Here is a 13,803-nt window from a genome sequence, read left to right as displayed (position 1 = left end):
CAGACTCTCACAGATCAGGGAATGCCGTACATGATCAATGCGTTCGTTGCCGTCAGGCGAACGTCTGGGTCGGCATCTGAATTTGCCGCCGCCTTGACAACTTCTTGGGCCTTGGGCGTGTCACGTAAATAGCGAGCTAAATCCTGAACCATGGGCTGGCGCACAAGCGCCGACTTTTCGCTCGCGAATCTATCAGACAACGCTTTCAGCGCATTATCTGACTTAGGCATTTGGGCTATCGATTGGACGGCGGCACGACGCACGCTAACCGCATCATCCGCCAGCATCGAAATTAGCATCTGGCGCGCCCCGTCTGACCTTAGATTACGCAAAGCTCTAGCCGCCGCTTCGCGACGGATGTGATCACTGGATACTACCCACGGCTTGAGTGCGTCGACTACGCCTTCGTCACCAATATTCCCTAAAACTGACAGAGCAGCCATTTGAGCATTAACATCCTGAGCTTGCCTAAACTTATCGGCATACTGTTGATATATAGCCGTCGACCGAGGCTGATCAGAATCTCGTAACTTGTAGCCAACGGTGCCCAGCGCTAACTCAGCCATATCGTGAATCACTGGTTGCGGTGACTCGGTAAGGCGTCGCAGGGCGGCCTCCACATCTGCACTAGGTTGCGCCGGCTGCGCCAGCAAGCTCAGTAGATCACTGGCAAAGGCTGGTTCCGATTCCCTTGCCATCACCTCATTTACAAGATGCCTCTGGCACTCTTTGCATCCTACGTAAGCCAAGGCACTTAACACTTCACGAAGCCAAGGGTCATCAGCCGCGCGGCCGGACAAAGTTTTCAAAATGTCGCCCAACTCTGTGTCATGCGTCCTCACATAACCTACCAGTTTATCGTAGACGTCACGCGCAGCCTGAGCTCGGCTCGGACTGTCACTATTGCGAACGCCCTCAAACTCTTTAAGGATGTCATGGGCCACGACATTGCCGAAGCGCTCCTGGGCCGCTCTTTTTAGTGAATCACCGCTGTCATTGATGACAACTTTTTGCGCTGGAGGCGACTCGCTAGCTCCAGGACTTTGACTGGGTTGAGAAGTTGCTGCGTTATATGACTCTACCAACTCCCCGTCAACGCGTATGCTATACGTAGTGCGAGCATTTGACTGTATTTCACCACCATCCACAATGATCGTCACGAGTGCCTCCTCATGTCCAGAGACCGTCTGAGGCATCGAGTGATCTGTACCGAGCTCGATTGATCCCTCGCCGCTTAGTGTCCCTTTGAGAGGAGGGGGCGAGACACCATCGTTCATTGCTTGGAGTAACGCATAGCCGCTTTTGACTCTAGTTAATGACAAAGGAGCAGATTGAGTCACCGTCTCATAATGGGCATGGTAAATACCACTACCATCTTGTTCGTCGCAGTCCCAAGACTTCTGCGACTGATCCTCCGGCATGCACACTTGCATAACCGCAGCAATTTGACGCAGGAGCTGGATAGCGAATCGATCACCAGACATCGATGCTTCCGCGTATGTTAATTGCCCACGCGCATTCATGCGAAATGGAATACCGATGATCAGAGAGCTGATCGTAGCCGACTCGGGCGGAAAGTCATTAGACTCATTGACCTGCCTCAGATTCAACGACGGACTCGGTTCAAATCGCAGGCGTATCACGTCCCCGGGCGAGGCAGCATCCCACTCCAGAGCAAGGCGGCCCGTGAGCTTCACCTCGATGTCAGGCTGACCGTCATTTGCCTTACTACTCTCAGCGCCTTTCCGCATGAAAGCTGTACTCGCAAGCTCAACCTGATAGTAACGGGTCACTCCTGGCTTGAGGTAGGACCATACGCTTTTGATCATCTGCTCGTTGACAGTGAGCCTGTTGCTATAAAGGGAACTCCATCGATCCCTAGCCGCCCATACCATCCCAATGGTAAGAGCCGCTACCGTGACAGCCATGGTCCAGAGCCAGCGTCTACCAGTCAAGCACACCCCCTAATCCGAAGTATGCTTGACGGCTCAGGCTAGTGAGGGCACATCAAGTCTCTTCGGTGAAACAATGATCCTTAGCGTCTAATATCTTGAGATCGTAACCGGTTCCCGTCCATGTGACAAAGTTAAAGTCACCGTGCCAGCCACCCGGTATGCGCCCTAGCTTGGATCCTGGTTTGCCAATCTCAGCAAAAGCGCCCAGTCGACCACCGAGAAGATTACTCAGCCGGAAACTTAAATCTCCGCCGTAACATAAATTTTGTTTACTATCTTTACCGGTTTTCAATTGCGCCGTTGTAATGCCAGCGAGCACTCCACTGGCAACGGACAAGCTACCCCCAACACCCGCGCGAGCAATCATGATGTCGGCACTGCCTTCAAGGCCCACTGTGGTCCCGATGTTTGGATTGATCCCAGCAGTTAAGGCCATCGGCCGTGCTGTCACCGTCACGGGAACGGCACCTGTGACGCGGAATGACCAACTCACACTGAAGGGGACTGGGCCGACAGCGAATCTGAGCTTACCTGGCAGATTGTGACTCGCTGTGAACAGATTTTTAGAGATTGCAATACCAGGACCACTAAAATTCTGGCGCAGCACTTCCTGCCCGAATACCATGATCGCAGCATCAAAATTTGGATTATCATTTTCAGCACTTGCGTCTAGCTTAGTGAATATCAACGAACGTTGGACGCCAAATGCTTTGCCGGTCAAGTCTGCCGAAGAATGAACTGCAAGGGCACCCCGGTTCCTTGCGAAAAAGTAACCTGTCGCCGATGCTGCAAACTGCTCACTGCCAATCAAATAATTTTTGGCACCTCCGCGCCAACCTGCATCGGCCTCGTAAGTGAGGCCAAGGCCCTTGCCGTAGTTCATCGACGATTTCTCGGCGTTACCTTGCTGCTGTTGCACTATATGACCCAAATCTAGTCGTGGTGACGCAGCATCAACTGACTTGATCTCGGGTGAGCCTGCGTCGTTTTCGATGACATCACTCAAGTTGGTGCCATTGTCTGCGAGCATGGCTCCGAGGCTACCGAGCTCTTTGCGAGCGGCAGCAAACTCGAGTAGGCGACATTGTCCACCTATAGCCACCGCGACCACACCCTGCTTGACCGGGCTTTGATCGTCGCAGGTTTGCGGGAGGCTGCTCATGACACGGTCTGTCATGTCGTCAGTCCACTTGAACGGCTGCCCAACAGGCTTAATGTAATCGTTGATGTTTATTTTGAGCTCAGTGTCACCGATACTTTCCCCTGGCCCAACGAATCCGCGAGTGTCAGGCGTCGATGCTACGCCGCCCGGTGCCCTTTCTGTAAGGTCCGAGCCACGTCGGTCTTTACACCCAAAAGACGTCAGAGCAATAAGCGTAATGAACGAATACCACTGAGATAATCGAGGTTTAAGCATAATCTATTCCCACTTCCGCACGTGTCAATTTGAAGCGACCATTACAGCGAACGCTCGGCGTTATCGGCATTTTTGGGGAAAAACTTTAGTAATTTTTTGCAAAGTTCCGCGCTTAAGCCAGGGATGCGTTTCGGCAATCAGAGATGTAGGCGGGAAATAATGAGGTAAGCAGCATCGTCTTGCAAGTTGCCTGATAATCCAGTCTTCAGCATACTGGCACATTCCCGCGCTAGCTCCTCAGCTGAACTAGCCCTTAGCATGGCATGACGAATTTTACGGCGAGAAAACAGCGCTGCACCACCCGATTGATTACCGAGCAAACCATTGGTGTGAGTGAATAAGATGTCGCCCTGCTCGAGAGTAAATGACCATATGGAACTAGCCCAGCCGAGCACTGCTGTGTCAATCGCTGCCCCCCTAGCGCCTAGTATTTTAATGTCGGCTCCCCTTTTCACATAGGCTGGATGATTGCCGCCATTAACATAAAAACCGGCGCCACTCTTGGGCTCGACAACAAACAAACTTAATCTGAAGGGCGCTGCATCACCGGAGAGATCCTCACTCATCATCCGATTTATGGTTCCGCACACGACTTTGAATCTCTCAAGCGTAGAGCAATGTTGTATCTCTGCTGCCGCGCTGATCGCTCCTGTAAATGCACCGCTGAGCTCAATTGAGCGCATTAGCATAGAGCGGTCGCGATCGCACCCATCCCCTAGGCCAAAGAAAAATAGCTGATTAAGTTGATCATGACCCGTAAGGATAAAGTCACTTGATAAAGCGGCACTTTGCACGTAATTGGAGGCAACAAACAGGCCACAGGGAACCTCTGCGGCACGCTTTCTAGCCTTTTCATTCATCTGACGGCTGATCTCTCGAACCGTTTCCTCAGAGGATTTTTGCTTGATCGACTCTAGGTAATTATCTACGCGATTTGTGAGGCTCTCTTTAGCCAGGGTACTAGCCCCCATTTCAGGGCTGAGCAGCTGCAGCAAATCGCGCAAGTGAAATTTGGTAGCGGTGTCACTCGACCGAGGCGTGATCATCCGCAAATTCAATGGTCCGGACAGTGGATACTTCGCTTCCGCTGCGTTTATTTTACCAACGATACGTTTCTTTTTCCGACCCAATTTCAAATAAGAGTATTGGTAATCAAGTTGATTTAGTTTTAATCCAGACCCCCACTGGGCGAAAATTGACCGAGCCTCTTTCATCTGGCGTCTACCAAGTTCCTGGTCTCCACAATTTAAACTGTGAACCGCTAGTCGCTCCTGAATGACGGCCAGAGGCATGAGATAACCATTCTCCTTCGCTTTGAGTCTGGCCATCCTAAATTGGTTGTAGGAAAAGTGCTTAAACCCCCAAGCAACACCCAACTCCCCGAGGATTAAATGCTTAGCCCAGGAAAAACCAACTTTTCGGTCGTATGCTAGCTTAAAGACCAAGGCAATTTCGCGGGCAAGTTGTAGACGTGCTTTGACACCAATTTTCTGGCTCCACACAGCGGCAATACTGGCGTGTACGATGAGCACGAAGCAAATCGGCGAGAGAATTGCTGGCCAATTTCTGGAGTCGGTTGTTGATCTGATGATTGCTTTAGTTTTAATGACTGTCGGGTAGTCACGAAGCACGACTGCAACGACAGCTGCTAGGGAAAGTTTGAAGGACGAGGCAAAATGATTTATCACCCCATTTTGCTCTCCTACTGGATCTGTAGTCACATTCCCACTAGGGCTTGCCACTATTGAGACACCTGGACTAAGTTTAGCAATAGTTGCAGCAAGACCAAAATCGTGACTTTTACTAGCGTAATCAGCATGGACCGTAATAGTCTCTTTCAAGTACCTTAGACAGCTAACAGCCACATCTAAGGATTCTGTGGCAAACATGTTCGCCGCTAGTTCATACTCGCTTGCCAAATGCGTCAGACTCACATCCAAATTACTGCGTATACTGTACTTAAGTTGCTCAATGCGACGAGGGGTAAGTTTTCTGGGGAAGCTCCATGGCAATACAAAACCCATCCATTCACTGACTATGGGCTGCTGCCAAGATCTAAAGCGATGATCGGACAGAAGACGCGTGGCCTGCTGGACAGCGCGACGGAGCGCGGCTGTCACAAATAGGAAACCACCAATGCGGAAGTAACCCCAATAAGCCAGCGCCCTGCTTGTAAACGGCATGACGCCGTGACGGAGTGAAAGTAGTAATTGCGTGGACGCAATTTTTGCGGCTACCTTGTGATCCTCTAGAACAGCAATTTTTAAGCTTTCGTCGAGTAGCTTGCAAATCTTAAGTATCGCCTGATCCTGGCACTGTTCCAGACGACGTAGTCGAAAAATCCAAAGCGGCTGCGTCCGTGCCAAAAGAACATTGAGGCTAAAGTCCTTGATTCTACCCTGACCGATATCGACAATAATCCCAAGTTCACGCAGCCGCGACAGCAAGTCCCGCAGGGATTGGCGGTCAGCTTTGACTGACTCGGGCAACTCATCATGCGGGCCCGATCCGGTCGCTACAGTTGAGTGGCCGCCGCCATGCCGCGTCATCGGTGCATTCCAGGATTTGAGTTGGTTTGTACCTATTATTTTAGCATTTTTCACCGGAGCAACTAGACGGTAATTATTGCGCGGCAAAAGCGTGCGTCACTGAATTTATTGCGATTTTATCGAACTTTTTTGGCTCTTACCAAGAGAGCTGATTGTTCACACCTAAGACATAAAAATGTATTGTTAAAACTTGGTGTTTTATTGCAGCGATAACGGCGAAAGGCGATTTGCGTTGCGCGTACACTTAATTCTCGTCGCCTGGCTCAGCCTACTACTGGTTGATGCACAACCATTAGTGGCTGCTACTTGGCGCGCCGTACCAAACTTGCTACCTCCCTCTACGAGTGAGCGCCTGGCAGAGCGTCACCCCTTGATCAATAACGCCAACGATTTAGAGTCTTTGATCGTCGACATTGGTCGACGACACCCCATGCTTCAGGTCGAAGCGTACCTTGACCAAGGCGTATGGACTATTCGAGGCAAGTCAGCAACCTTAATCGCGGACCTTTCGATTCATATTACAGCCAGGATGATGGCGCAGCAGGTCTACGCTGCAGTCCAAAGTTTCGTGGGACAAGTTGATTCACCAGAGTCACGCCAAAAGCTCGTTGATATCGTCCAGCGCTATCTAGTGCGGCATGGCTATCCCTGGGCCAAAACTACGCTTAGCACATCCACGAACCAAGAGGGCACTGTTTATGATGTTCATATTGACGAGGGAATTCCCTGTATCATCGATCGCGTCAACCTTAACTTTGCGTTACCCGGCGGTCTGAAACCCGACCTACGCGCTGGTGATGCTTGCGATCTCGAACTCATCGAAACTTCAGTCGGTGATTTCGAGACCCAATTACGAGACCTGGGCTATAGCCAGGCGCGCTTAGAGCCAGCGTCTATAGTCCTGCACGCGGCCGCAGCTACCGCAACGGTGGATATCAAAGGCGATCTTGGGCGTCGGATTCGTTACCAGATTATTGACGATTCACGACGGTTCATTTTGGATCAGCTTTTTGAAGACGACGAATTGACCAATTTTGATCCCAATGTTGTTAGTCCTGACGCCATGAAGGCCGAGCTTAGCCGGAGGTATCGCAACCTAGGCTATCTAGACATAGAGGTGAAAGGTCCCACTACCTTAACCGAGGATGAAGGAACGATCACTTATGTTTATCACGTCACTCCAGGCCGGCAGTATTTATTAAAGAGTGTCCAATTTGAGGGCATCAATTTTTTTAACGCAAAACAGGCCCAAGAGATCATGGGTGTCGATCGACTCTGGCAAAGCTCCCAGCCGTATAATTACGAAGAAATTCAGCAGGGAATTGCCGCGCTCAAATATAAATACCAGCAGGAAGGATATTGGGACGTCGATATCCACGATCCCGGCACGGGCCAAAGGGATAAAGAGACTGCGACCGTTAGACTAACGATCTCTGTGACCGAAGGCATGATGCGAGTCCTAAATGATATCTACATCAGTGGGAACAAGGCCATCAATGACGGGGAAATCCTGGCACTATTGAGTATCAAGCGTGATACGCCTATCGATCGGTCAAAGCTTCTTGACTTCCAGCAAAAGCTGCGAGCCACTTACGTCGGCAAGGGCTATCTCTATAGCGACGTGCAAATCGAGCTTAAACTCGTTGAGGCGAAAAAAACGCAGAGACTTGATCTCTACATCCGTATTAACGAGGGTCAGCGCGTTAAATTCGGCGATATTAACATCGTGGGCATTACGCGCACCGACGAGAAGGTTGTGCGTCGCGAACTCCTTTTTCACCCAGGAGACTGGTATGATCCAGATCTCATCACCAACACAAGGCAGGCGCTAAGTCGGCTCGGCATATTCAGGTCAGTGCAAATTGTACCTGCAGATCGTAACGCGATTGCTGAGAAGGAAGCCGAGCTCGACATCAATATCGACATCCGAGAAGGGCGCCCTGGCACCGTAAATTACGGCCCAGGATGGAGTCTCATTCGCGGCTGGAACTACGAGGCCGAAGCTGCCTATAACAATATTGGCGGCGTCGGACGCCAGGCCTCGATTAGGGGATCTATCAGCCAGGAACGCAATCAATATGCGATCGGCCCAAAGACTCTGTTCGGGCGAAAACTAGGAGTGGGCTACACCGAACCATTTATTTTTGATATCCCCATCGACGGCATCATCCGCGCGCGGCAAGAGGCTTTCTGGAATGGTGAACTCTGGACACTGAGCTATGCCGGCGAGCTAGAGCTGAAGCATCGATTCCGCCGCCTTTTGCCCAACAGCTTTGTCTCGGTTTTTTATGGCCAAAAGGTCGCCAATACCGAAGGTTCTCAATTCCAACTCGCAACTCTCGTGGCACCCGATGAGCAAGTGGGCTCCGTTGGTTTTAGGTACAACGTAGACCGTCGTGATAATCTCCGCTTTCCGACCGGCGGATACGTTGCCAATGCAGAAATTTCCTGGGCGCGCTACGAGCTGAATGGCAACGTCCGGTATTTTAAATGGGATCTGGGTCTGGGAAAGTATTTAGAACTAGGTAAAGATACCGTATTTGCACTCGGCACCTATGCCACTGGGTATGAAGACATCCAACGCAAGGGCCAACGGCGTGGGATTTTGCCGCAGCAGGAACGCCTCTCATCTGGGGATGATACCGTACGCGGGTTTCCTATAGCCAGTCTGGGCCCCCTTGTAAGAGCTCCGGTGTTTACCGACGACGGCTCCACCTGCAGGGTCTCTTATACAACTAACGCTCTTTTTGGGAGCAATCGACTGTCTATAAAGAGTGAATTACGCCACAAGTTCAGTGATGCTTGGGCAGCGACAGCATTTGTCGATAGTGGCACCGTCTTTCTTTCGCGTGAGCAAATGAGTCGGTTCAAAGATGAATATAGCGGTCCCGTAACTGATCCTAATATTGCCTCACACCCTAATTGCCAAAATTATAGTCCGGCACCCGTTCGAACGGTGGAAGATAACTTCGCCTATGATTTTGGCGATCTCCTGCGACACCCCGGATACATCTGGACACGAAACTACTATTCTTACGGCGGATCGTTAGACTTCTTGACGGCTTTAGGTGCGATTAACATCACATATGGGCTTCCCTGGCGGGAGCCCAAAACACAAAGCTGCCGTGACGATCCGCGTCTATGCAATAAACGCGCGAGGCAGACCGGTCACTGGATCACGCGCGGAGAGTTTTTATTTAACATTGGTGCCAGATTCTAGACACGGTTGGCTTGGTGGACAAGCATCAGGCCACAGGCGTGTCTGACTGATGAAGCTGAATGCATCAACTGCCGACCGCGGAACGCGCCTTTTCGACTGATCCATGGGATCGACACTAAAGAGTCCAAACCGACTATCCATACCGTGGTTCCACTCGTAGTTATCCATCAAGGTCCAATAAAAATAACCCCGAACATCAACTCCGCGCTCAATGGCAGCGTGAGTTGCGGCAAGAGTACCAAGCAGCCAGCGGCGTGGTCTTTCTTGATCCCTGATCGCATCTGTACCTGTCTCTGTCACATACAAAGGCAAGCCGTAGCGGGATTGCTCCATCAGGACCTGCGTTAGGCCATCGGGAGCATCGCGATCAAATACGGCATCGATCGGATTAGCTAAAAGCAAGTGATCAATAGGGTTCACGCTACCCAAGGACAACTTAGGCGGCGTTAAACGGACATAATAGTTGATACCTATGAAGTCCAAATGCCTCGCTAAATCGGGGCGCTCGATGGTACGCCCCGACCAATCAGGATCGAACCGACCATAAATTAAGGCATCAAGGAACTGATCATGCATCAGATATTTGAGGTTGGCTGCCACCCTCTGATCGATGGGATGAGACGTAGCTGGCCTAATTGCAAAAAACGAATAGGCAATGCCAACCTCCGCCGGCCTACCGCCAGGTTCACCACTTGAGACGTCCGCCTCCTTGATAGCATCATACATCTTGGCATGCGCTTCGATCATCGTTGCATTGGCAGTCTTTGCAGCATCAATTTGCAGGTATAATCCGGGCGGATTTGTACGCTCTGGAGTGGGCAAAAGGTAGCTGGGTAATACCACCGCCGAGAAAGGCTCGTTTAAGGTCAGCCAATAGTCGACGTCCTGTCCAAATTCCCGGGCAACGAACCCCGCATACTTCGAGATCTCAGGTATGATGCGGGCTGGGTCCACCCACCCTTTGTGCTGGCAGCGAAGTAGGTGGATGTTACAGTCGATTGCACTGTGGATCCACTTTGGTAGCGTGTAGTGGTTCAAAGTGACGAACGGAACCATCCCCTGAGCACGGATCGCTCCAATGAGATTGTGATAATAGTCCAGCGCTGCGGACGATGCTAATTGTCTTAAAGCCACAAAGTCATCGACACCGGTAGTAGACTCAGGGAAGAGACGACTCCACTCGATGGAAATCCGGATAGCGTTTGAACCTAATTCCTTTCCGGCACGATAGAGATCGTCACGGTAGGTTTCATAAAAACCCGGTCCCCGTGAGGTAGGATCACCCTTCATAAAAAGACTTGGGTTTAACCTCGTCCAGGGTGAGGTTATATATTCGTACCAATCGGAATGACGATCCTCGCACTCCTCAGGCGCAATCGTCGGACATCCCATATCAACCTGAAAACCGGCAATCGCCGTCCCAAGCAGAAATCCATTGGGCATCGTATCCCGCGCCCAGGAGGGACTCGAAGCCATGGTCAAGAATGTGAGCGCTAAGAGGTAACGACTTGGCATAATCAGATCCTCCGCGAGGGTGGCAACAAACAGTAATCATGAGTCCAATGTGTAGTTTAACCTACGTTAAAGCGATGATATTGTGAGAGCTATAGCCACTGGTAGTTGGGTGGCTTGTCGCTTTAACTTTGGACTCTGAGTTTAACATGTACCGGCAGCAACTCACTAAGATCGACGGACGTAAACTGATTCTTTATGCGCGCCATCCTATGGAGCCTGTGACCCATGGTCCGTCTCCGATTCCCACAAAAAGTGCCGCAAATCCGCATTTAAGATGGCACCCGCTGCGCGGTGAATGGGTGACCTACGCTACTCATAGGCAGGATCGGACCTTCCTACCTCCAGCTGAGTACAGTCCTCTTACTCCCAGTAATGATCCCAATTTCCCAACAGAACTGCCTCTGGGTGATTATGAAGTTGCAGTTTTTGATAATCTGTTCCCATCGCTAAGCCTCGAATCTCACGATGCCCCCGCTCTGAATGTGCCGACCCGACCCGCTCTTGGCGCTTGCGAGGTGGTCGTGTTCACGCAGGACCCCAAAACATCTCTTGCAAGTTTACAGCTGAGTCATATTGACCTACTTCTGCAAGTGTGGGGCGAGCGCTGTAAGGAGCTAGGCCGGGATCCCAACATCAACTACGTAATGCCATTTGAGAACCGTGGGGTTGAGGTTGGTGTTACGCTGCATCATCCCCACGGACAAATTTATGCTTATCCTGTCGTTCCACCAATACCTCAACGGGAACTTGAACAGATGCAGGCCTACTGGCAACAGCACGGATCTGGACTGCTTGAGGATATGATCAAAACTGAAATCAAAGAGGGCGAAAGAATTATTTTTGAGGGTGAACACGCCGTCGCTTTTGTCCCAATCTGTGCCAGATACGCCTACGAAATCTGGATTGCACCAAAGCGGCCCGTCGCATCACTTGCTGAGATGGATCACGGTGAGAGACGTGACCTCGCCTTGGCTCTCAAGACCGTGCTGAAGAAATTTGATGCGCTGTGGAATCGACCGTTTCCCTATTTGATGGTGCTCCACCAAGCGCCCACGGATGGAACACCTCATCCCGAGGCGCATGTTCACTTTGAGATTTATCCTCCGTACCGGACATCTAATAAATTGAAGTACTTAGCCGGCACGGAAATCGGCGCAGGTTTTTTTGCTGCGGATAGCCTTCCTGAGGCTAAGGCTAAAGAGCTACGCGACGTCGTGATTCACTTTAGCCCTGAGGAGAGTCGGTAATGTCATTTGAAGTCACTTTCAATACTTCGCCAAATATTGTCATCAGTACGCCTGGTCGTGTCAACCTGATCGGGGAACACACGGACTACAACGAAGGCTTTGTCCTACCTACTGTTATTCCTCAAACCACGAAAATTTCACTATCAGCCCGCGGCGGTTCGCGCGTGCGAGTCGCCAGTAAAAACATGGCAGAATCAGGTGTGCTTAGTTTTATGCTTGGTGACGAGATCCGCCACAACACTTGGATTGATTATGTTCAAGGAGTGACCCAAGTTTTAGCCAGCACTGGCCGCCGCGTGACGGGTTTCGATGTTTTTATTGAGTCAACTGTGCCGACAGGTGCCGGATTATCGTCCAGCGCAGCCCTCATTGTAGGGCTGATTAAAGCCCTGCGCCTGGCTTTTAGTCTTGAGCTCAAGGACACCGCCATCGCCTTACTTGCTCAACGGGTCGAAAATGAATTCGTCGGTGCCCATGTAGGAATCATGGATCAGATGGCTGTTGCCCTAGCGACACCGGGTCAAGTTCTCTTCCTCGACACGAGATCACTCGAGTATAAACTGATTGCAATGCCGAAATCTGCTGGGCTTATTGTGATCAATTCCAGCATCAAACACAGTAATATCGGCGGCGGTTACAGCGAGCGCCGCGCTGCATGTGAGGAGAGCGCTCGTATCATGGGAGTCAGAGCATTACGCGATATTGGCATCGATCACACAAGTAAACTTGCCATGCTCCCACCACACTTGATCAAAAGAGCGCGCCACGTCATTACAGAAAATGCCCGTGTTCAGGCTGCCGTGACGGCACTGCAAGCTGGCGATCTCCCCAGGTTGGGATCGCTCTTTAAGGAGTCGCACGTCTCCATGCGCGATGATTTCGAGGTCTCCACACCTGAGATTGATATTTTGGTGGAGATAGCCTGCGCTGATCCCGACGTTTTTGGTGCTCGCCTTACCGGCGGCGGATTTGGCGGCTCGATTGTTGCCTTGTCCAGTTCGATGGGGGCTCGCGCCGCTGCAGATCGCATAGCACGCCGCTTCGCTGAGCGCTCGGGCCTGCTGCCCACTGTTTTGGTGCCGACCACTTAGCCTTCTGACACCACAACAGAGTCGACGTACTGCGGCCGATAGAGCTTAGTTGTGTTCTTCGTGCGACCATAAGGGCAAAGTTCAGAATATGGCTTCAGTGCTGACTCACTCCCAGCATGATCGCTGCTGTCCTCTGGGGTGATCACTCCGATCGGCTGAAATTCCACCTTTGCTTCGGCTTTAGTCCCACCAATGATCGTGATGTAGCTGACACCTCGTTGGTAGATGCGGCTAGTCTGCCCATTGATTAAGTCGAGTTGCAGTCGATATTCACCTGGAAGCAGGTCTTCCATTTTTACTTCACCTGCATCGATTTCAAAGGTCTCCCTGTATAGCACCGGGAGTCGCGATGCGGCACCCTGAAGACCGTTGATAACGTCCAGAATCGGGCCCGCTATCTCAGTGTCCCCGCTGGAGTGATCGATGATTCTTTTGGCTATTTGCCTCGTGCAGTCAAAACCTGTCGGCAGCAAGGGCTCAAGGGTGGCTACGATCTGATCGGCTGCGCTGGGCGGATCTTGGGGCCTTACAAGTGCTAATATCGTCCGGTCGCCTGACGCTGCTCGCAGCGTACCCGACGCTTTCATGACTTGCGCTTCCGCCGGAGCCGGAGCTTGTTCCACAAGTAAACGCCGCTGTTCAGCGGCGCGCTGGGCGGCTTTAGCTCCGGGGTTGCGTTCTTTCTCTACCAGGCAACCCGTACTAAATAAGCTCGCCAGTAACACGACGCTCAAGCCAAAGCCCGCACGCGGTCCTTTACCAAGCACCTTCACGGTGACCCCCTGTCCTCTAATTTTACCTCTACTGCT

Annotated in this window: 8 protein-coding genes; 3 read left to right on the top strand and 5 right to left on the bottom strand. The window is 51.4% G+C overall.

Translation table 11 applies throughout. The annotated features are described in order from the left end of the window. Positions 1–14: 14 nt before the first annotated feature. From FJ146_09395 to FJ146_09385, 3 genes are all read right to left on the bottom strand, one after another. The gene (locus FJ146_09395; protein ID MBM4252172.1) at positions 15–1,955 is read right to left on the bottom strand and encodes a hypothetical protein; all 1,941 of its coding nucleotides are present in this window, start codon (positions 1,953–1,955) and stop codon (positions 15–17) included. A gap of 52 nt (positions 1,956–2,007) precedes the next feature. Continuing rightward, positions 2,008–3,372 (bottom strand): hypothetical protein, encoded by a 1,365-nt coding sequence (locus FJ146_09390; GenBank protein ID MBM4252171.1) that lies wholly within the window; start codon positions 3,370–3,372, stop codon positions 2,008–2,010. A 137-nt stretch (positions 3,373–3,509) separates the two neighbouring features. Then, positions 3,510–5,921 (bottom strand): hypothetical protein, encoded by a 2,412-nt coding sequence (locus tag FJ146_09385; protein ID MBM4252170.1) that lies wholly within the window; start codon positions 5,919–5,921, stop codon positions 3,510–3,512. Positions 5,922–6,153: 232 nt separating this feature from the next. On the opposite strand from FJ146_09385, the gene FJ146_09380 reads away from it, so the two are divergent. Then, positions 6,154–9,141 carry a hypothetical protein gene (locus FJ146_09380; GenBank protein MBM4252169.1) on the top strand — a complete coding sequence of 996 codons (2,988 nt, stop codon included), beginning with the start codon at positions 6,154–6,156 and terminating at the stop codon, positions 9,139–9,141. Here the strand turns inward: FJ146_09380 and FJ146_09375 are convergent. Further along, entirely contained in the window at positions 9,115–10,656 is a 1,542-nt protein-coding gene (locus tag FJ146_09375) for a glycoside hydrolase family 1 protein (GenBank protein ID MBM4252168.1), read from the bottom strand. The two genes, FJ146_09380 and FJ146_09375, sit on opposite strands and share 27 nt — an antisense overlap. 146 nt (positions 10,657–10,802) lie before the next feature. Between FJ146_09375 and galT the strand changes: the two genes are divergently transcribed. Further along, positions 10,803–11,903 (top strand): galactose-1-phosphate uridylyltransferase, encoded by a 1,101-nt coding sequence (gene galT / locus FJ146_09370; GenBank protein ID MBM4252167.1) that lies wholly within the window; start codon positions 10,803–10,805, stop codon positions 11,901–11,903. Further along, complete coding sequence (gene galK, locus FJ146_09365; protein MBM4252166.1) at positions 11,903–12,994, top strand: galactokinase; 1,092 nt, start codon at positions 11,903–11,905, stop codon at positions 12,992–12,994. Before galT ends, galK begins: the two co-directional genes overlap by 1 nt. Here galK and FJ146_09360 read toward each other — a convergent pair. After that, on the bottom strand, positions 12,991–13,767 hold the full coding sequence (locus FJ146_09360) for a hypothetical protein (protein ID MBM4252165.1): 777 nt from the start codon (positions 13,765–13,767) through the stop codon (positions 12,991–12,993). The two genes, galK and FJ146_09360, sit on opposite strands and share 4 nt — an antisense overlap. Positions 13,768–13,803 lie beyond the last annotated feature (36 nt).

This window comes from Deltaproteobacteria bacterium (genome assembly GCA_016874735.1).
Classification (GTDB): Bacteria; Bdellovibrionota_B; Oligoflexia; order Oligoflexales; family CAIYRB01; genus CAIYRB01.
Note: the sequence above shows the minus strand (reverse complement) of the source record. Positions and strands in the feature narration are given on the sequence as shown.